Origin of the sequence: Bradyrhizobium sp. 159 (assembly GCF_023073795.1) — a bacterium.
GTDB lineage: Bacteria > Pseudomonadota > Alphaproteobacteria > Rhizobiales > Xanthobacteraceae > Bradyrhizobium.
The window spans coordinates 125,214-144,285 of the sequence record NZ_JADPKE010000059.1 but is presented as its reverse complement, the minus strand read 5'-3'; the positions used below and the strand labels follow the sequence as shown (position 1 = coordinate 144,285).

At 63.6% G+C, this 19,072-nt stretch carries 15 protein-coding genes and 1 tRNA gene; 3 read left to right on the top strand and 13 right to left on the bottom strand.

Annotated features, from left to right (window positions below):
• Positions 1–196 precede the first annotated feature (196 nt).
• Positions 197–490 carry a hypothetical protein gene (locus tag IVA96_RS16675; RefSeq protein WP_018319488.1) on the top strand — a complete coding sequence of 98 codons (294 nt, stop codon included), beginning with the start codon at positions 197–199 and terminating at the stop codon, positions 488–490.
• 76 nt (positions 491–566) lie between these two features.
• On the opposite strand, the gene IVA96_RS16670 is transcribed toward IVA96_RS16675, so the two are convergent.
• Both IVA96_RS16670 and dinB read right to left on the bottom strand, forming a co-directional pair.
• Positions 567–2,003: a HAMP domain-containing sensor histidine kinase gene (locus tag IVA96_RS16670; protein ID WP_247282011.1), complete on the bottom strand. Its 1,437-nt coding sequence runs from the start codon at positions 2,001–2,003 to the stop codon at positions 567–569.
• Positions 2,004–2,108: 105 nt separating this feature from the next.
• Complete coding sequence (gene dinB, locus IVA96_RS16665; protein WP_247418284.1) at positions 2,109–3,209, bottom strand: DNA polymerase IV; 1,101 nt, start codon at positions 3,207–3,209, stop codon at positions 2,109–2,111.
• A gap of 220 nt (positions 3,210–3,429) precedes the next feature.
• Between dinB and IVA96_RS16660 the strand changes: the two genes are divergently transcribed.
• Positions 3,430–3,639 carry a hypothetical protein gene (locus IVA96_RS16660; protein ID WP_247282010.1) on the top strand — a complete coding sequence of 70 codons (210 nt, stop codon included), beginning with the start codon at positions 3,430–3,432 and terminating at the stop codon, positions 3,637–3,639.
• 27 nt (positions 3,640–3,666) lie between these two features.
• Here the strand turns inward: IVA96_RS16660 and IVA96_RS16655 are convergent.
• From IVA96_RS16655 to IVA96_RS16610, 10 genes are all read right to left on the bottom strand, one after another.
• Positions 3,667–3,743: transfer RNA gene (locus IVA96_RS16655), tRNA-Arg, on the bottom strand.
• A 60-nt stretch (positions 3,744–3,803) separates the two neighbouring features.
• Entirely contained in the window at positions 3,804–4,856 is a 1,053-nt protein-coding gene (locus tag IVA96_RS16650) for a diguanylate cyclase (protein WP_247282009.1), read from the bottom strand.
• The gene (locus IVA96_RS16645; protein WP_247418267.1) at positions 4,856–7,966 is read right to left on the bottom strand and encodes an EAL domain-containing protein; all 3,111 of its coding nucleotides are present in this window, start codon (positions 7,964–7,966) and stop codon (positions 4,856–4,858) included. The genes IVA96_RS16650 and IVA96_RS16645 overlap by 1 nt, the downstream gene beginning before the upstream one ends.
• Positions 7,967–8,101: 135 nt before the next feature.
• Positions 8,102–9,187 carry a branched-chain amino acid ABC transporter permease gene (locus IVA96_RS16640; protein WP_247282007.1) on the bottom strand — a complete coding sequence of 362 codons (1,086 nt, stop codon included), beginning with the start codon at positions 9,185–9,187 and terminating at the stop codon, positions 8,102–8,104.
• Positions 9,184–10,194: a branched-chain amino acid ABC transporter permease gene (locus tag IVA96_RS16635; RefSeq protein ID WP_247282006.1), complete on the bottom strand. Its 1,011-nt coding sequence runs from the start codon at positions 10,192–10,194 to the stop codon at positions 9,184–9,186. Before IVA96_RS16635 ends, IVA96_RS16640 begins: the two co-directional genes overlap by 4 nt.
• Positions 10,191–10,913 carry an ABC transporter ATP-binding protein gene (locus IVA96_RS16630; RefSeq protein WP_247282005.1) on the bottom strand — a complete coding sequence of 241 codons (723 nt, stop codon included), beginning with the start codon at positions 10,911–10,913 and terminating at the stop codon, positions 10,191–10,193. Before IVA96_RS16630 ends, IVA96_RS16635 begins: the two co-directional genes overlap by 4 nt.
• Complete coding sequence (locus tag IVA96_RS16625) at positions 10,910–11,686, bottom strand: ABC transporter ATP-binding protein (protein WP_247282004.1); 777 nt, start codon at positions 11,684–11,686, stop codon at positions 10,910–10,912. Before IVA96_RS16625 ends, IVA96_RS16630 begins: the two co-directional genes overlap by 4 nt.
• Before the next feature lie 172 nt (positions 11,687–11,858).
• Positions 11,859–13,043: a substrate-binding domain-containing protein gene (locus IVA96_RS16620; protein WP_247282003.1), complete on the bottom strand. Its 1,185-nt coding sequence runs from the start codon at positions 13,041–13,043 to the stop codon at positions 11,859–11,861.
• A gap of 240 nt (positions 13,044–13,283) precedes the next feature.
• Positions 13,284–15,017 carry an EAL domain-containing protein gene (locus tag IVA96_RS16615; RefSeq protein WP_247282002.1) on the bottom strand — a complete coding sequence of 578 codons (1,734 nt, stop codon included), beginning with the start codon at positions 15,015–15,017 and terminating at the stop codon, positions 13,284–13,286.
• Between the two features lie 318 nt (positions 15,018–15,335).
• Positions 15,336–16,301 carry a sensor histidine kinase gene (locus IVA96_RS16610; protein WP_247282001.1) on the bottom strand — a complete coding sequence of 322 codons (966 nt, stop codon included), beginning with the start codon at positions 16,299–16,301 and terminating at the stop codon, positions 15,336–15,338.
• A 180-nt stretch (positions 16,302–16,481) separates the two neighbouring features.
• On the opposite strand from IVA96_RS16610, the gene IVA96_RS16605 reads away from it, so the two are divergent.
• Positions 16,482–17,321 (top strand): glucose 1-dehydrogenase, encoded by an 840-nt coding sequence (locus tag IVA96_RS16605; protein WP_247282000.1) that lies wholly within the window; start codon positions 16,482–16,484, stop codon positions 17,319–17,321.
• Positions 17,322–17,531: 210 nt separating this feature from the next.
• Here IVA96_RS16605 and IVA96_RS16600 read toward each other — a convergent pair whose 3' ends face one another.
• On the bottom strand, positions 17,532–18,908 hold the full coding sequence (locus IVA96_RS16600; protein ID WP_247418266.1) for a cytochrome P450: 1,377 nt from the start codon (positions 18,906–18,908) through the stop codon (positions 17,532–17,534).
• Between the last annotated feature and the right edge of the window lie 164 nt (positions 18,909–19,072).

Genomic DNA, 19,072 nt, shown 5'->3' with positions numbered 1-19,072 from the left:
GGTCGCTGGATCGTGTGGTTCCTGTGGCGATCTCGTGCCGCGAGCGCGGCAGATGCGGCGCGCGATCACGAAATACATTTCTCAGGAACAATTGTGCGCAGCACTTGTTCGGACGTTTGAGCCAGGCGCATCGAGGCAGGGAACGTCCGCTCTGGCTCAGCTCAACGAAACCCGACGTGACAGAACGGAGCAGCTCATGAAGCTCACATCCGAACAGGTGAAGCAGACCGTCAACCAACTCGGCGCTCAGGTGCTGCCCGACGAGCATCCGGCCATGCCGCAGCTCAACAGCATGTTCGGCGAGCACACCTTCTTCGTCGACGAGATGGGCCTCAAGGTCCTCGAACCCACACCGTCGCTCGGCGCCGACCGCCAGAGTGGCGAGGTCGTCAGCCTCGCCGATTGGGGCGATTCCGACCTGACCCGCCTCATGGCGCACGAGCCCGAGCCGACCGGCGTGATCGTGGTGTTCGAGCACGTGAGGCATTGATCGGCCCGAGCGGATCGACTTTCATGGGTGGCGGGATTTGAAAAAATTCCGTCACCATCAGTCGCGCGCGAGCGCTCTATGCCCAGGCGGCTCCAAGGTGGTCGCAGGAAACTGGAATCTCGATGGCGATCTGAGTTCCCGGACCCGCCTTGCTCTCGAGGCGCAAGCGCCCGTTGAGCGATGAGACAACCAAATTGAACGCGATGTGGAGCCCCAGGCCGGCGTTGCCACGCTGCCGGCTGGTCGTAACGAACGGATCGAAGATGTGAGCCTGCAATGGCTCGGGGATTCCGATGCCTTCATCGGCGCAGACCAGGCGGACTGACGTCGGGTCCGGTTGGCTAACGGTGATGACAAACCTGCCGCCTCTCTTGTCAGGGTACGCGTGCGCGGCACTGTTGAGAGCGAGATTGCTGATCACCTGAGCGAGCGCTCCGGGATAGCTGTTGAGCGTGATTCCGGCCGGGCATTGCACGTCGACCGTCAGGGCGTGGTGCGACAATAGCGGCCCGAGTTTGGACATCAACTCTGACAGCCAATCCTTGAGCTCGAAGGTGCGCCGGTCCTCATCGGCTTGATGCACCGCGACCTGCCTGAAACTATGCACCATTTCGGATGCGCGGTGCAGGTTATCGAAGGTCAGACCGAGCCCCTGCTTGAGCCTGTCAATTCCCTTGGTCAAATCGGATCGCCGGACCGACACTCCACCTAATGCCTCAGCCATTGCTTGGAGATCAGTCTGCATGGCCGTCGAGGTCGTCAAGGCCAGGCCGAGCGGGGTGCTGACTTCGTGAGCGACGCCTGCCACCAATTGTCCGAGCGAGGCGAGCTTTTCTGCCTGCACAAGGTGCTCCTGGGCCGCACGTAGATCGCGCAGCGATTTCTCCGAGCGTTCTTTTTCCCGTTGCAGCGCCTCGGACGTTCGGAATTGCTTTCGCGCCCGGTACTCGCGCGCCGCTACGGCATAGAGCGACAATGCGTAAGCGTTTCCGACGAGAGAATGATTGATGAATCGCAGGCCCGTCGGCATCGCCAGCGCGAACGTCTCGGCCACCAGCAGCGCCACCCAGGAGAGCAAACAGAAAATAGCCAGCGAACCGATCCGCAACGGCAGCATGGTCGAGACGAACAGGATGATCATCATCATGCCCGGAGCGGCAAACGTGAAGCCCGACGGCAGGACGAGATAAATGCTCGGCAGGATACAGCCGGGAATGACACAATAGACCAGGAAGATCGTCTCGGCCCACGGCTTCATCCATCGCCGTGACAGCAGCGCGGTCAGTGGTAGCAGCACGAACAGAGCCGTGCCGCCGCGGATGGCCAGCGTGGTCGGAACGACTTCGGGGTAGAGCACCCAATCCCAGATGGTGTAGCCGGCATAGGTGGCGGCACCGAGCAGCATCGCGATCTGCGTCCACCCGAGATTGCCCCGGACGTATTGGTCGACAAACCGCCGCTCCTCGATGCGGTCTTCGAAGCGCAGTCCAAGGCGTATCAATAGGGCAAGCATTCCAACATCAATCGCGAAAAGTCGTGTTTTGCTGTCTCTACGACAGGTTTGGAGGCGCGTCGCGGACAAAGATGTCGCGTTTGCCGGGATCCCCGCCGGTCTCGTTCAAATGCCCAATGTCAGCTGCGGCTGCGCATCGTCCCCGGCCTGGAGCGAAGACAGCGAGACCCCCAGCAGCCTGACGCGCTTGGGCAGCGGCATCTCGATTTTGAGCAGGCCGCAGGCCAGCCGCTCCAGTTCGTCTCGTCCCGCAACCGCCCCCGGGACGGACCTGCTGCGCGTGATGATCTCGAAGTCGGCAAACTTGATCTTCAGAGTGACGGTGCGGCCGCGGTTGCCGGTGGCCTCGCAATGGTGCCAGACCTTGTTAACGAGAGGTCTGAGCTCGGCGACCAGCGCATCGAATTCGGTGAGATCGCTTGAGAACGTGTTCTCAGCGCCGATGGACTTGCGGATCCGGTCGGCCCGGACTGGACGTTCGTCCACCCCGCGTGAGATCCAATAATAGTACGCGCCCGACTTGCCGAAATTCGCATTCATGAACTCCAGCGTCTGGTTGCGGATGTCGAGACCGGTGAACATGCCGAGCGCGTTCATCTTCGCGCGCGTCGCCGGGCCTATCCCGTGGAACTTGCCGACGGGCAGCGTCTCGACGAACGCGGGTCCCATCTCTGGCGAGATCACGAACTGGCCGTTGGGCTTGCGATGATCGGAGGCGAGCTTCGCCAAAAACTTGTTGTAGGAGATGCCCGCCGACGCGTTGAGGCCCGTCTCGGCCTTGATCTTCTCGCGGATGCGCAGGGCGATGTCGCGCGCGAGCGGAATGCCTTGCAGGTTTTCGGTGACGTCCAGATACGCTTCGTCGAGCGACAACGGCTCGATGATGGGCGTGTGTTCGGCAAAGATGTCGCGGACTTGCCTGCTGATTGCCTTGTAGACCTCGAAGCGCGGCTTGACGAAGATCAGATCGGGGCACTGCCGCTTCGCAGTCACGGATGGCATGGCAGAGCGAACACCGAACTTGCGTGCTTCATAGCTGGCGGCCGCGACGACGCCGCGTTCCGCAGAGCCTCCGACTGCGACCGGCTTTCCGTGCAGGTCCGGATTATCGCGCTGCTCCACGGACGCATAGAAAGCATCCATGTCGATATGGATGATCTTGCGGATGGGCGAGGCTTCGCCGGTCATCGTGTCGGATCCGGTCATGGAAGGATAATACATTTGAGAGACGTCAAGCGCGAGATGATGGACGTTTCAGTTGTCGCTCTTCGTCGCCACCGGGGCCGGCATCGTCTGGCTGAACTCAGCCGCATGGCCCGACGCTGCGCGACGCTCTGGAATGTATCGGATCATCAACCGGCAATCTCACGCTTGTGAGTGGCGAGCGCGGGCCTGCAATCTAATATAAGCCCGCGGAGGACAGCCAATGCAATACAGCTCCGAACTCATTCAGACGATGCGGCAGGCGCTGGAGGCCGTGATGGCGAGCGTACCGGCCGATCAGTCGGTGTTCGGCCTGAAAGCGGCCGTAGCGGAATACATCTTGAAGGCTGCGGCACATGGTCAGACGTCATATGACGGGCTGGTCTCGTCCGCCTCCGACCAGATCCAGACGATCGTCTCGATGCTGACCTAAGCGCCGGCATGAAAACGGCGACAAGGCTGGCGCACCCGACACGATTCGAACGTGTGACCTTTGCCTTCGGAGGGCAACGCTCTATCCAGCTGAGCTACGGGTGCAGTGAGGCTTCATGTAGCCGATTGGCGAGGGGCGGGCAACCGCTTCTCACCGGCTCGCGATTAAGCCGATTTGCGCCGGACCGGGGCCGGAACCGGCTCGTCCTCCCGGGCAAGGTCGGCGAATTCGGCGAGCAGCCGTTCGGCGCAGATGACGCGGTTGCGGCCGAGCCGCTTCGCCGCATAGAGCGCCTGATCGGCCGCGCCGAGCAGCCGGTCCGGCCCGCCATCGGCTTCGCCGGGAATGTGGCTCGCGACGCCGACGCTGAGGGTGACGTGGTCGCCGGCGCCAGTGGCGCCATGGGCGATCCGCAAGCTCATGACAGCGCAGCGGATCTCGTCGGCGACGACGCAGGCGGCGTCGCAAGTCGTGTCGGGCAGGATCAGCGCGAACTCCTCGCCGCCATAGCGGCTGGCAAGATCGAGCGGCCGCACGGCGTGCCGGCTGACGGCAGCGGCGACCGCGCGCAGGCATTCATCGCCGGCCTGATGGCCGTGGCGGTCGTTGAACAGCTTGAAATGGTCGACGTCGACGAACAGCACTGCCAGCGGCTTCTGCGTGCGCTGGGCGCGGGCCCATTCGCTCATCAGCATCTGGTCGAAGGAGCGGCGGTTCGACAGGCCGGTCAGCCCATCCTTGGTGGCGAGCTCCTTCAGCGCCATCTCGGCGCGCTTCTGGTCGGTGAGGTCGCGCAGCGTTTCCACCACGGCGATCAGTTGGCCGGCCTCATCGTGGATCGGGCCGGCGTCGATGGCGAGATAGAGCTGGCTGCCTAGCTTCGGCATCACGCACCAGTTCTCCGCGGAAAAGCCGAGGCCGTTATGACCGCGCGCCGCATATTCCGAATAGAACTCGGGCAGCTGCTCCGGACGGTCGAGAGCGACCAGGTCGGCGAGACAGGGACGCTTGGTCTCGTAGAAGGCCTGCCAGTGCTTATTGGTGCCGATCACCTCCGAGGCGGCGACGCCGGTCAGCCGCTCGCAGGCACGATTCCAGATCACGACGCGGCGCTTCGGGTCGATCACGAAAGTCGGCACCACAAGATGCTGCATCAGCCGCACCGCGTAGGAGTCCGCGACATCGACGGTCTTGGAAGGACTCTTTGACTTCGTCATCACGCCACCGCCGCCACCGGTGCGGCATCGCCTGTGCGAAACAGTTTTCGCACCTCGCTGGCCGGCTTCGGCGCGCTGAAAAGATAGCCCTGCATTTCCGTGCAGCCGAGCTTGCGCAGCATCTCGCGCTGGGCTTCGGTCTCGACGCCTTCGGCGACCGTGGTCATGCTGCTGGCGGCCGCGATGTTCACCACGGCCTGCACGATGACCGGCGCACCGTTCGTCTCCGCGATGTCGGCGACGAAGCAGCGATCGATCTTGATCTTGTCAAACGGGAAGCGCTTCAGATAGCTCAGCGAGGAATAGCCGGTGCCGAAATCGTCGAGCGCGATGCGCACGCCGATGGCGCGGAGCTGGTGCAGGATCGAGAGCGCCGCCTCGTCGTCGCGGATCAGCACGGCCTCGGTGATCTCGAGCTCGAGCCGGCGCGGGTCGAGCCCGGAGGCGGCGAGCGCGCCGGCGATCCGCAACGCCAGCGTGTCGCATTTGAGCTGCACCGGCGAGACGTTGACCGCAACCCGCACATGCGCCGGCCAGGTCGCGGCCTCGTTGCAGGCCATGCGCAGCACCCAGTCGCCGAGCTCGTTGATCAGGCCGGTGTCCTCGGCGATTGGAATGAATTCGGCGGGCGACACCATGCCGCGCTCGGGATGGCGCCAGCGCAGCAACGCTTCGCAGCCGGAGACCTCGCCCGAGCGTAGATCGACCAGCGGCTGGTAGTGAATCTCGAAGCCGCCGTTCACCAGGGCCTGGCCCAGATCCTGCTCCATGGTCAGACGCGCCTTGGCGCAGGCGTCCATCTCCGGCTCGAAGAAGCGGTGGGTGCGACGTCCTTCGGCCTTGGCGCCGTACATCGCGAGGTCGGCATTCTTGATGAGCTGATCGAGATCGGAGCCGTCCTGCGGTGCCAGCGCGATCCCGATGCTCGCGTCGGTGGAGAGCTGATGGCCCAGACAGTGATAGGGCTGCCGGATCGCTTCGTACATCCGCGTCACGAACGACACCACGTCGGCGGAGGACTGGATCCCGGTCTGGATGACCGCGAATTCGTCGCCGCCGAGCCGCGCGATCAGATCGCCCTGCTTGAGGCAGCCGCGGAGACGGCCCGCGATTGCCTTCAACAGCTCGTCGCCGACATGGTGGCCGAGCGAATCGTTGATGCCTTTGAACTCGTCGACGTCGATGTAGAGCAGCGCGAACTGCCCGCCGCCGGCGACCTCCGCCAGCTCGCGTTCGATCTGCTCGCGAAACAGCGTGCGGTTCGGTAGATCAGTCAGCGCATCGTAATGCGCCATGTGCGCGATCTTCTCGTCGGCGCGACGCCGCTCGGTGACATCATCGATGACATGAATGAGATAGCGCGGCTCGCCGGCTTCGTCACGGATGCCGATCCGGGTCGAAGTAATGTAGCGAAGCCCCATGCCTGGCATCTGCCAGGGGTGTTCGTCCTTGAACAATCCCTTGGCCGATTTCAGCGCGCTGCTGTCATCTTCGGTGATACGGGCGGCAGGCGCCTCAGGGAAGATGTCGAAAGCGGTCTTGCCGACGACATCCTGGCGAGACTGGCCGAACAGTTGTTCGGCGACGCCATTGAGCAGCAGATATTGCCGCGTGCGCGCATCCTTCACCGTGATCTGCGAGGGAATGTGGTCGATGATCTCGCGCAGGAAGGTGTGGTTGCGGTCGCGCTCCTGCTCCAGGTTGCGACGCTCGGTAATGTCTTCGATCGTGGCAACCCATCCGCCTTGCGCCAGTGGCGTGTTGATGACCTGGAATGCGCGGCCGTTGGCTAGCTGATGAGTTCGCGTGGAGACCGTGCCTTCCGCCGCGATCCGCATGACCTCGGCGCAAAATTCCTCGACATTGCCATCGAACGCGCCGCGCTCCTTGCGGTGATACATCGCCTCGCGGATGTGGCAGCCGGGTTTGATGACGTCGTGCGAGAGACCGAACATGTCCGCGTAGCGGCGGTTGCAAATGACGATATATCCGGCGGCATCGTACAGGATCAGCCCCTGCGACATGTTGTTGAGGGCAGTGTCAAGCCGCTGCCGCTCCAATTCGATTCGCTCCTGGGCCTCGCGGCTCTGCCGGTTGATCTGCCGGATGATCAGATACAGGATCAGCGCGATCATAGCGGCCGAAAGCGTCGCGGTCGTGACCATGAAGCCGGTCTGCTGCCGCCAGTCGGCAAGCGCAGCCGACATCGTATTGGTCGCGACGATGACCAGCGGAAAATGATTGAGGGACGCGGCCGAGCCGAGCCGCTCCTCGCCGTCGATCGGACTCCTGACGCGAAGCGTGTGCTGACCGCCATTGGTCAGCACCTTCCGCATCAGCGGGGCATCCTTGAAGCTCCGTCCGATCAATTCTTCGACGTGCGGATAGCGCGCCAGCATCTTGCCTTCGCGATCGAACAGCGAGATCGCCGTCCCCTCGGCAAGCGCGACAGATGCAAAATATTGCCGGTAGCTGTCGGGATCAATTCGCCGGACCATCGCGCCGAGGAAGGAGCCGTCGGCGCCGTTCAGCCGCCGCGCGACGACCGTGGTCCATTTACCAATGATGTAGCTGCGGACGGATTCCAGGATGACCGGCTCGGCCTTGGGATCGGATTTGAACGACTGGAAGTAGGCGCGAGAAGAGATGTTGATCTTCGGCAGCGGCTGGGCCCGCGACCAGTTGATCAGCTCGCCGTCGGCGTCGTAGATCGCGATGTCGCCAAGATTGGACACCGAACTGATCTTGCTGCGTAGCATCTGGTTCGTCGCGAGCCCGGACATGTGCTCGCGGAACATCGCGGGCGAGCTGATCTCCGGCAGGTTCATCTGCGCGATTACATCGGTGGCGACGACGTCAGAATCCTCGAATTGCTGATCGAAGTGTCGAGCGATCAGTTGCACGGTGTTTTCCAGCTCGCGTTCGCGGTTGGCCAGGGTTCGCTCGCGAAACTCGCCGACGGCCATGGCGGTCACGGTGAAGATGCCCGCGACCAGCAGCACGCCGCACAGGGTCAGCCACAGCACTGGCCCGCGCCGAATGGCCGCCCTCCGGCCGTTGCTCGCGGCCTGCGACATTCCGGCAGCGATCGTTGCAAATACCTGGCGCATTGCCCCTCCCGCAACAGCAGGAATACACCACACAAATGGCCTAAAGCTTAGGAAAGCCAGTTACCTGAGCATTAATCCCGTCGCGCGATCGCGTCTGTGTGCAGCGAACCGCTGCGCTGCATCACTAACAGCGGCTTAATGCGAGGCGCTGCCGCTCTTGGCGCCGCCGGCATTGCGCAGCCGTCCGACCACGCCGGTCGGGAAGAAGTACACGCTGGCGATGAACAGCAGCCCGAGCCACAGCAGCCAGCGGTCGGGATGCAACAGCCCCGGCAGCAGCGGTAGCCCGGCTTCCGACGCCGCCTTGGACGCGACGCCCATCAGCGACTGCAAATAGTTCTGCGCGAGGATGAAGATGGCAGCCCCGATGATCGCGCCGTAGATCGTGCCCATGCCGCCGATCACGACCATCAGCAGGATGTCCAGCATGATCGAGAAGCTGAGGGAGGTGTCGGGCCCGGCATAGCGCAGCCACAGCGCATTCAGGATGCCGGCGCTCGCAGCGACCGATGCGGCGATGCAGTTGGCGTAGGTCAGGTGGAAGACGGTGCGGAAGCCCAGCGCCTCGGCGCGAAAACGGTTCTCGCGGATGGCCTGGAGCACGCGTCCGAACGGTGAGTTCACCACCCGCAGCAAAGCGAGGATCATCAGGGCGGAGATGGCGAATACCAGGTAGTAGGTGAGGATGCGGCCGTTGATCTCGAAGCCGAACAGGTTCTTGGAGACCAGCACCGTGCCGGGCCGCAGCAGCTCGGGAAGCTGAAAACTGCGTCCATCCTCGCCGCCGGTCAGCCAGGACAGCTGCGAGGCCAGCACCTGGAAGGCGGAGGCGACCGCGAGCGTGATCATGGCAAAGAAGATCGCGGCCACCCGCAGTGAGAACAGCCCGATCGCGAGCGCCAACAGGGCCGCGAGCGGCAGGCCGATGACGATGCCGGTCGCGACCGCGGCCCAGTTCGGGCCCATCCCGTACAGCGCGATCGCGATCGCGTAGCTGCCGATGCCGTAGAACATGGTGTGGGCGAACGACACCGAGCCGGTATAGCCGAGCAACAGGTCGTAGGATGCGACAAGGGCGGCGAAGACGCAGATCTTGGCTGCGACGTTGAGCGCCTTGGCGCCCGGGAACAGGAATGGCGTCGCCGCCAGCGCCAGGATGATGAGGACGAGAACAAGCGTGAGAACACGGCTGCGCGGCGGGTCGCCTGAGAGGATCATCATCGGCTGGTCACCGCATAGAGGCCGCGCGGCCGCCACATCAGAATGGCGACCATCAGCAGGATGTTGGAGACGAGGGCGAGCTTCGGCACCAGGAAACCGCCGTAATTGGCAACCATGGCCACGAGGATGGCGCCGATGAAGCAGCCGCCGATCGACCCGAGCCCGCCGATGATGACGACGATGAAGATCAGCACGGTGAGCTCGTCGCTCATGGAGGCATGGACCTGCTCGCGATAGAGCGCCCACATCACACCGCCGAGGCCCGCGAGCGCCGATCCCGTCATGAACACGCCCAGGAACAGGCGGCGGATACGATAGCCGAGCGCCTCGACCATCTCGCGGTTCTCGACGCCGGCGCGGATCAGGAGGCCAAGCTTGGTGCGGTTGAGCACGAGCTGGATCGCGATGAAGACGGCGAGGCCGATCAGCATCGCCAGCACGCGGTATTTGGCGATCGCGACGTCGCCGAGAATGAAGGAGCCGCGCAGCGAGGTGGGCAGCGGCATCGGGATGATCTGCGGTCCCCACAGCGCATACAGCGTCTGCTCGGCGACGATCAGGCCGCCGGTCGTCATCAGGATCTGCTTCAGATGCTGGCCATAAACAGGAAGGATCAGCACGCGCTCGACGACCAGGCCGAGCGCGCCGGACACGGCCATCGACAGCAGCGCTGCTGGCGCCAGCACCGCGAGGTTCACCCACAGCGAATCGGCCTGGATCGAGGCTGCAAACGGCGCCAGCACCAGGGTCGCGACATAGGCGCCGACCGCGATGAAGGCGCCGTGGCCGAAATTGAGCACGTCCATCAGGCCGAACACCAGGGTTAGACCGGAAGCCATGATGAAGATCATCATGCCCATGGCGAGGCTGGCGGCGGTCAAGGTCAGCCAGGTGCTGGGCGAGCCGATCAGCGGGATCATGACAAGCGCGAGCGCGACCGGCAGCAGGATCGGTGCGATGTCGCGCTTCGGCTTCGGCAGCGGATCATTTGCGGCGAGTTCAGTCACTGATGCGCCTCCAGGCTCAGGCCGAGCAGTCGCTCTTGCAGCGGCATGTCGGCGGCCAGCGCCGCCATCTCGCCGCGATGGACGATGGTACCGTTGTCCATCACCAGCACGTTGTCGCCGAGCTCGCGGGCGGCAAAGAAATTCTGTTCGACCAGCAGGATCGTCGCGCCCTTGCGCTTGATTTCCTTCAGGCACTCGATCAGCGCCATGACGATGGCAGGCGCGAGGCCCTTGGTCGGCTCGTCGATCAAGAGAAGCTTGCGCGGCTCGATGATGGCGCGCGCGATCGACAACATCTGCTTCTGCCCGCCCGAGAGGCTTCCCGCACGCGACAGCCAGAAGCGGCGCAGCGCCGGGAAGAAGCCAAAGATCCAGTCGAGCTGGGCATCGTCCAGCGGACCATCGCGCGCCGCCAGGACCAAATTCTCTTTCACCGTGAGGTCGGAAAACACGGCCATGCTCTCCGGCACGTAACCGACGCCGAGCCGCGCGATGTCGGGCGTGGCGCGGCGCTCGATCCGCTGCCCGGCGAAGCTGATCTCGCCGTGCGAGGCCTGCCACAGGCCCATGATGGTGCGCAGCGTCGTGGTCTTGCCGGCACCATTGCGGCCGAGCAGCATCGTGGTCTGCCCCTGCGGAACCGCGAGATCGATGCCCTGGAGAATGTGATAGCGGCCGATATGGGTGTGCACGCCGGAGAGTCTTAAAAGGTCGGTCATGCTGCACTCCCTGCAGCCGTCTTGGGCGCCACGCCGAGATAGGCCTCCTGCACGATCGGCGAGGCGATCACTTCGGCAGGCCTGCCGTCGGCGACGAGCTGGCCGTTATGCAGCACGATGATGCGGTCGGCGAGCGAGCGCACCACGTCCATCTTGTGCTCGACGAGCAGGATGATCTTGTTTAGGTCCTGTTTGAGCTGCGCGATCAGGTTCAGGACGACGGGCACCTCGTCGATGCTCATGCCGGCGGTCGGCTCGTCGAACATGAACACCTTCGGCTCCAGCGCCATCATCAGCGCCACCTCGAGCTTGCGCTGGTCGCCATGCGACAGGGCGGTCGCGGCGACGCCGCGCCGGCTGCCGAGCGCGACCTGGTCGAGGATGCCGTCTGCGCGGGTGATCAGGTCGCGGCGGACCATCCAGGGCCGCAGCATATCGTAATGGGTGCCGTTCGCAGCCTGCACCGCGAGGCGGACGTTCTCCTCCACGGTGAGGTTCGGGAAAAGATTCGTGAGCTGGAAGGCACGCCCGAGGCCTGCGCGCGTCCGCATCGGCGCGGACTGCCCCGTGATATCAATGCCGTCGAACAGGATGCTGCCGCTGGATGCGCGCAGCTGACCCGAGATCAAATTGAAATAGGTGGTCTTGCCGGCGCCGTTCGGCCCGACGATGGCGGTGAGCTCGCCCGGGCGGAACGTGCAGGTGACGTTGTTGACCGCGACATGGCCGCCGAAGCGGATGGTGAGGTCGCGGGTTTCGAGGGTCAGCGGCATTGGAGTCCGGCGAATGATGGAAACGGAGATATATCCGCGATCACGCTGCGCTCCCTCCCCCGCTTGCGGGGGGAGGGCTGGGGAGAGGGCTGTTTCGACAATCGAGAATCCCCAAGAGGAAAAACCCTCTCCCGGCCTCTCCCGCAAGCGGGAGAGGTGAAGCACCACCGCCCTACCGCTTGTTGCGGACCGGCACGTCCATGTCCTCGATCTTCAGCTCGCGCACCGGCTCGAGCACGGCCCAGGCGACGTTCGGATCGACCTTGACCTTGAAGTGATACATGCTCTGGAGCGCCTGATGGTCCTCTTTGCGGAACACCATCTTGCCCTTCGGCGTATCGAATTCCAGGCCTTCCATTGCCGTGATCAGCTTCTCGGTGTCGGTCGACTTCGCCTTGGTGACGGCGGCGACGACGGACATCGCGGCGGCAAAGCCGCCCGCGGTGAAGAAGTCCGGCGGCGCTTTGAAGCGCTTCTGGTGCTCGGCGACCAGCCAGTCGTTCACCGGGTTCTTCGGGATTTCGTAGAAATAGTAGGTCGCGCCTTCCATGCCGGGCAGGCCCTTATAGGCGGCGAGCGCCGGCAGGATGTTGCCGCCGGTCGACAGCTCGATGCCGTAGCGCTTGGGATCCATGTCCTGGAGCTTGGCCAGCGGATTGCCCGCGCCGGCCCAGATCACCCAGATCACCTTGCGGCCTGGCTTGTCCTTCAGCGCGTCGAACAGGCGCTGGCCGACGGCGGTGAAGTCGGTGGTCGAGGTCGGCGCGTATTCCTCGGCGGCCAGCGTCGCGCCCGTCTTGGCGAGCGCCTCCTTGAAGGCGGCGACGCCGTCACGGCCGAAGGCGTAGTCCTGCGCCAGCGTCGCGACTGTGACGCCCTGCTTGCCGATGGCGACCGCGTTGGAGATCGCGTCCTGCGAGGAGTTGCGCGCCGTCCGGAAGATGTAGCGATTCCACTTCTCGCCGGTAATCTGATCCGCGACCGCAGGCTCGACGATCAGAATCTTCTTGTTCTCCTCGGCGACGGGAAGAATGGCGAGCGCCGCGGCCGACGAGGTCGTGCCGATCGCGATGTCGGCCTTGTCGTCCTGATAGGCTTCCGCGAGGGCGGCCTTGGCGAGATCGGGCTTGCCCTGGTCATCCTTGGTGATGACGACGATCTTGCGGCCGTCGAGCGTCATGGTGCCCTTGGTGGCGTATTCAAAGCCCATTTGCAGGCCGGTCTCGGTCTGCTTGGCATAGGCCTCCAGCGGACCGGTCTTGCCATAGATAAGCGCGATCTTGAGATCGTCGGCCCGTGCGGACGCGCCCGCGGCGAGCGCGAGGACGGCTGTTGCCATGATAAATGATCGACGCACGATATTCCCTCCTGATTTAAAGCTTCTGGCAACAGCGATTTGCACACGCCGAGAAACTTTGCAATTCCACCTTACGGTGGTCTGGCGCGTGAGACCATGTGTGACAGCTGTGACAGCGTCTTGTCTTGATCGCCGGTTGCCGCCTGCCCAGGAAATCGGCAGAGCAGATCTTGCAGGTGCGCCGCAATCATCACAGGATCGGGTTACCAGGCTTTGAATCTACCTGCCTGAAAGGCAACCCTATCGCCGGTACCCGCTCGCCCGCGAATAGCCTTGGCGGTTCTGCTGCGTCGGGCGGCTCACCATGTTGACGCGCGCTTCGCTGGAGATTGGTGTTACGAGCTTCAGCTCCTCCAGGAAGATCGGCCGGGAGAAGTAATAGCCCTGCGCGTAGCGGATCTTGGTCGCGGCCTGGAGATAGGCGAGCTCCTCGTAGGATTCGAGGCCCTCGGCAATCACGGTCATGCCGAGCGCTTCGCTCAAGGATTCGATCGCGCGCAAAATGCCCTGGCTGCGCGGACGCTTATGGATGTCGGTGATGAAGGAGCGGTCGATCTTGATCTCGTCGGCAGTGATGTCGGCGAGCGCCGAGAGCGAGGAATAGCCGATGCCGAAATCGTCGATTGAGATGCCGACGCCGAGCTTGCGGAACGTCGGCAGGATTTCGGCCTGGAAATGATTCTTGGCGACAAAGGCGTCTTCCGTTACTTCGATCATGAAGCGGCTGGGAAAGCCAGTGTCGTCCAGCGCTTGCGCGAAGCTGCGCATGAACTCGGGGTTGCCGGCCTGCTTGGCGGCGACGTTGATGCTGATGGTTGCTTCGGCGCCGAAGGTCTCGTTGATCAGGTCGATCGACTTGACGATCTCGGCCAGCACGAGATGGGTCAGCTCATCGATCAGTCCGAGCTCGCTGGCGAGGTTGATGAACGAGCCGGGCGCCTGGATCACGCCTTCGTCGTCACGCAGGCGCACCAGGGCCTCGATGCCCGTCACGGCCTGCGTCCTGATGTCGACCTTGGATTGGAACGCGCAGCAGAAGCGCTTCTCCAGGATGGCAAGTCGTAGCGACTGCTCAACCTTCATTCGCGCCAGCGCCTCTCGCTCCATGCTGGAATCGAAGAAAGCCGCCGACCCCTTGCCATCGTTCTTGATGCGGTACATCGCGATGTCGGCGTTCTGGCGCAGAGTCTCGAAGCTGCGTCCGTGATCGGGGTAGAGGCTGATGCCGACCGAGGTGGAGGCGAAGACTTCCGAAGTGTCGATGAAGAACGGCGCGGTGAGCCGCTCCAGGGTCGATTGCATGAATTCGGCAACTTCCTCCTGGCTCTGGATCGGCGACAGCAGCAGCAGGAATTCGTCGCCGGAGATGCGCGAGAGCATGTCGGAATCGCGCAAGTCGCGTCCGAGCCGCTTCGACAGCTCGACCAGCAGCGCATCGCCGACTGCGTGGCCGTAATAGTCGTTGATGTGCTTGAAATTGTCGACGTCGAGAAAGGCCAGCGCGAACCGCTCGCCGCCATCGCGCGCGAGCAGGCCGTTGGCGTGATGCTCGATCACGCGCCGCGAGGGCAGCCCGGTCAGCTCGTCGAAATAGGCCGAGCGGAACAGCTGGTCCTCGAAATTCTTCTGCTCGGTGATGTCGGAGGAAGCCGAGATCAGGAGCTCGCGTCCGGCGAGGCGGACGGGACGATGGGTCGTGAGCAGCACCTGGCGCGCGGCGCCGTTGTGAATGGCTTCCTCGGTGACGACCGGCTGGCCGGCGCTCAGCGCCTGCCGACAGGCTTCGCGGCGCGGCGACAGATCGGGCGAGGGACGGCTGCCGTCGATGCCGAGCTGGGCAGCCGCGGCATCGTTAACCAGCAGCAGCTCGCCGTGCGCGTCCTGCACGGTCAGGCCGGCCGGCAGCATTCTAACGATTTCCTTGAGAAATCCGAGCTCGGCTTCGCTCGCGCCAAAATATTTATTGTCGTTCATAGAAGTCATGAATCTTGTTGTTTCAGCGCGCCTTTGCAATGGACGCGATCTTGCGCGGTTCCCTCTTAAGTTTGGTTAAGGGGTCCGAAGAAATACGGGGGTGTTTTGGCCGAAACTTGCGACCATGCGACGCGCGCCGCCGATCGTCATTAACAGAGCGTCAATGCGCCCAGGGAAACTGCGAGTGGAGCGCGCGTTCTCTTTCGCTTGTAACAATCCGGCGGCGCGATGAGCTTTGGCTGAACCGATGCGAGCCCCGGGCTCGATCACCTCTCTCTCCGGGGAGAGGTGACCCGATCGACCGAACTTTGTTGTCCGTCAGCCGCTCTTGGGGATACGGCATTGCATGATGCAATGGAGGCCGGTTTTCAAGAATGAGAGCTCGGTCTTGCCGTCGAAGGCGGTTAGCGCCGACTTCAGCAATTTGGTGCCGAAGCCCGGTGCCGACACCTCGCCGATGCTCGGCCCCTCGGTCTCATCCCAAGTGATGGTCAGGCGATCGCCGGTGACCGTCCAGGACACCTGCAACAATCCGCGCGGTGCAGAGAACGCGCCATATTTGCCTGCATTGGTGGCGAGCTCGTGAAACATCAGTGACAGCGTGACCGCGAGCTTCGGCGGCAGGAACAGCCGGTCGCCGTTGAGGGTGAAGCGCACATGGCCGTAAGGCCCGAGCTCCGCGATCAGGAGGTCGCGGATGTCGCAGCCCGCCTTGTCGATCCGTGAGATCAAATCGTCGGTGCTGGCCAGCGACCGCAGCCTCGGATCGATCCGGGCCCAGACCTGCGGCTGGTCGTGCAGCACCTGGTGCAGCACGGCGTGCACCGTCGACAGCTTGTTCTTGAGCCGGTGCTGGAGCTCGTCGACCAGCAGCTTGCGATAGTCTTCTTCCTCGATCAGGCGTTTGGAAATCCGGCGCTGCTCGATCAGCAGGGTACGATAGTGCTCGACACCCCAGATGGTGAGTGCACAGACCACCCAATAGAGCGTCAGCAGCGCAAACCGGGCGCGGTCGGCAGAGGCATCGCCGAAATTGACGATCACGCCGAGCACGCCGCCGAAAAGTGCGGTCACGATGCCGATCCGGAAGCCTCCGAACGCGGCGGCGAAGAACACGGCCGGGAAATACGGGGTGAAGTAGACGTCTGGCCGCACCTGGGCGAGAGCCCAGCGCGACAGCGTCGCGAGCAGCAGGCAGGCGACCGCGAAGGCGATGCTCAGACCGAGCGATGGCGGTGCCACGCCCTGCCAGCCCTTGCGGAACTCGTCGATCAGCTTCCCCATGCCCAGCCCGGTCGCGATGCCCGTCCGAAAGTCGAGCCATGGGTTCGAATGTTACGCATGTCGGACACGCAAGCAAAGCTTGCCTTGCCACGGGTCGGCGGGAATAGTGACCGTCGCGGCGCCGTCATCTGTCAGTGTCCGCCATCTGAAAATCAAATCATTCGAAAACGGGAACATTACATGGGCAGGCTGGACGGCAAGATTGCGATCATCACCGGCGCGACGAGCGGGATCGGATTGCGCACCGCGGAAGTCTTCGTTGCCGAAGGTGCCAAAATTGTGATCGCGGGCCGGCGCATCGCCGAAGGCGAGGCGCTGGCGAAGCAGCTCGGGCCGACTTGCGTCTTCCGCCAGACGGACGTGACGGTCGAAGCGCAGATGCAGGCGCTGATCGCGCTCGCGGTGGACAAATTCGGCAAGATCGATTGCCTCTTCAATAATGCCGGCGGTCCGGCGCAGACCGGGGGCATCGAAGGCCTCGAGGTCGAGCGGTTCGACGCGGCGATGGCGACGCTGGTGCGCAGCGTCATGCTCGGCATGAAGCACGCAGCGCCCCACATGAAGAAGCAGGGTTTTGGCAGCATCATCAACAATGGCAGCATCGCCGGCCGTCTCGCCGGGTTCTCGTCCTCGATGGTCTATAGCGCGGCCAAGGCGGCGGTGATCCATCTCACCAAATGCGTGGCGATGGAGCTCGGCGAGTCAAACGTGCGCGTCAACTCGATCTCGCCCGGCGCGATCGCAACCGGAATCTTCGGCAAGGCACTCGGGCTGTCGACCGACGCAGCCGAGAAGACGCCGGCGGTGATGCGCGAGGTCTACAAGACCGCGCAGCCGATCCCGCGCGCCGGTCTCCCTGATGACATCGCCCACGCCGCGGTGTTCCTGGCGAGCGACGAGTCCAGCTTCATCAACGGCCACGACCTCGTCGTCGACGGTGCCATGACCGGCGGCCGCAACTGGAGCCAGCAGCAACAGGGTTACGTGGCCTTGCGCAAGGCGTTCGATCAGGGGGCGTAGCGGCGAGCGGGAGGCGGGCTCCAACACCTCTCCCGCTTGCGGGAGAGGGAGTGCGCTTCTTGTGCTGCGAGCTATCAATCCGATCTCGTCATTGCGAGGAGTCCGCGATCAAATTGCGAAGCAATTTTGTCGCGGGCGACGAAGCAATCCAGCCTGTTTCCGCGGAGATAGTCTGGATTGCTTCGCTTCGCTCGCAATGACGGTGTGGCGCTAAATCGCCTTCACCCGCACCTGCAAGCCGTCCCGCGGCTTCGGGATCGGCCACATCTGCCAGTCCGGCTTGTAGCCCGGTTCCAGCGACACCTCGATGTTCTGCAAAAAATGCCGCGCGAAGCATTTCGCCTGCATATAGGCGAAGTGCAGGCCGAGGCACATATGCGCGCCGCCGCCGAACGGCACAAAGGCGAAGCGGTGGCGGTTGCGCTGGTCTTCCTCGGTGAACCGCAGAGGATCGAAGCGGTCCGGCTCCGGCCAGATGTCCTTCATGTGATGTGTGTAGAGCGGATTGACGCCGACGGCGGTGCCGGCGGGGATCGTAAAGCCCTTGAAAGTGAAAGCGCGCATCGCGCGGCGCGGCATCGATGGTACCGGCGGCTTGATCCGCAGCGCCTCCTTAAACGCCATCTCCGACAGCGGCATCTTTTCCAGATCGTCGAAGCTGCTCGGCGCATTCGGAGCGAGCCCCAGCGCGAGGACCTCCTCCCGCAGCCTGTTCTGCCAGTCCGGATTTGCCGCGAGCTCGCCGATGAAGGAGGTCAGGGACGAGGTCAGCGTGTCGTGCGCCGCCATCATCAGGAAGCTCATATGGTCGACGATGTCCTGCTCCGACAGCAGCGCGCCGTCTTCATGGGTGGCGCGGCAGAGCTGCGAGAACAGGTCGTCGCCGCCATGATTGCCGCGTCGCAGCGGAATCTGCTCGCGGAAATAGGCGACGATGCGTTTGCGCCCCTTCACGCCTCGCGCCATCTGGGTGCCCGGCAGGGGGCGGCGGATCGGGGCGACGGCGGCCGCGACCATGTCGATGAAGGCACGGTTGATCTCGTCGACTTCCGGTCCGATGTCGGCGCCGAGAAACGAGGCCGCAGCGAGATCGAGCGTGAGCTGCTTCATCGCCGGGTAGAGCTGCATCTCGCCGGGCTTGGCCTTCCACTGCGCGACGCGCGCGGAAATGCCGCGATCGAGATCGCGCAGATACGACTTCATCGGACCGGACTTGAACGCGACCGACAGCGCCTTGCGATGCAGGCGGTGCTCATCGAAATCGAGCAGCATCAGCCCGCGCGGAAACAACAGACCGAGCACCCTGTTCCAGCCGTGTGTCGACGAGAACAGCTTCTGCTGGTCGAACATCACGAGCTCGTTCGCTTCCGGACCGAGCAGCACGACATTGGTCTCGCCGAAAATGTGCGTGCGGTAGACCGGGCCGTATTTGGCGCCGTTCGCCTCGACGTGGCCCTTGGGGTCGGCGAGCACCTGAAAGGTCTTGCCGATGATCGGCCAGCCCTCGTCGCCGGGAATGTGCGTCAGCTCGTTGCGCCTGGGCGCAGTGAACTGAAGCGCAGGGGCGGCCACATTCTGCATCGACATGACGATCGCTCCGGTTGGCGGACACGGTCAGCATAGCACAGCCGATTGCGATGACACGGCGGTCGTTTGCGCACAAAATCGTCACACGCGCGTCGTTGTCGTCCCGGCGAAGCCGGGACAATCGCATTTGAGAGCAGTCCTTGCGGCCGATCCTTCGAGACGCC

Bases quoted from the DNA above. Each gene is read 5' to 3' on its own strand.
- IVA96_RS16660 (WP_247282010.1), top strand. From the start codon at position 3,430: ATGCAATACAGCTCCGAACTCATTCAGACGATGCGGCAGGCGCTGGAG.
- IVA96_RS16610 (WP_247282001.1), bottom strand. From the start codon at position 16,301: ATGGGGAAGCTGATCGACGAGTTCCGCAAGGGCTGGCAGGGCGTGGCA.
- IVA96_RS16640 (WP_247282007.1), bottom strand. From the start codon at position 9,187: ATGATGATCCTCTCAGGCGACCCGCCGCGCAGCCGTGTTCTCACGCTT.
- IVA96_RS16670 (WP_247282011.1), bottom strand. From the start codon at position 2,003: ATGCTTGCCCTATTGATACGCCTTGGACTGCGCTTCGAAGACCGCATC.
- IVA96_RS16605 (WP_247282000.1), top strand. From the start codon at position 16,482: ATGGGCAGGCTGGACGGCAAGATTGCGATCATCACCGGCGCGACGAGC.
- IVA96_RS16675 (WP_018319488.1), top strand. From the start codon at position 197: ATGAAGCTCACATCCGAACAGGTGAAGCAGACCGTCAACCAACTCGGC.
- dinB (WP_247418284.1), bottom strand. From the start codon at position 3,209: ATGACCGGATCCGACACGATGACCGGCGAAGCCTCGCCCATCCGCAAG.
- IVA96_RS16630 (WP_247282005.1), bottom strand. From the start codon at position 10,913: ATGACCGACCTTTTAAGACTCTCCGGCGTGCACACCCATATCGGCCGC.
- IVA96_RS16645 (WP_247418267.1), bottom strand. From the start codon at position 7,966: ATGCGCCAGGTATTTGCAACGATCGCTGCCGGAATGTCGCAGGCCGCG.
- IVA96_RS16600 (WP_247418266.1), bottom strand. From the start codon at position 18,908: ATGTCGATGCAGAATGTGGCCGCCCCTGCGCTTCAGTTCACTGCGCCC.
- IVA96_RS16615 (WP_247282002.1), bottom strand. From the start codon at position 15,017: ATGAACGACAATAAATATTTTGGCGCGAGCGAAGCCGAGCTCGGATTT.
- IVA96_RS16650 (WP_247282009.1), bottom strand. From the start codon at position 4,856: ATGACGAAGTCAAAGAGTCCTTCCAAGACCGTCGATGTCGCGGACTCC.
- IVA96_RS16625 (WP_247282004.1), bottom strand. From the start codon at position 11,686: ATGCCGCTGACCCTCGAAACCCGCGACCTCACCATCCGCTTCGGCGGC.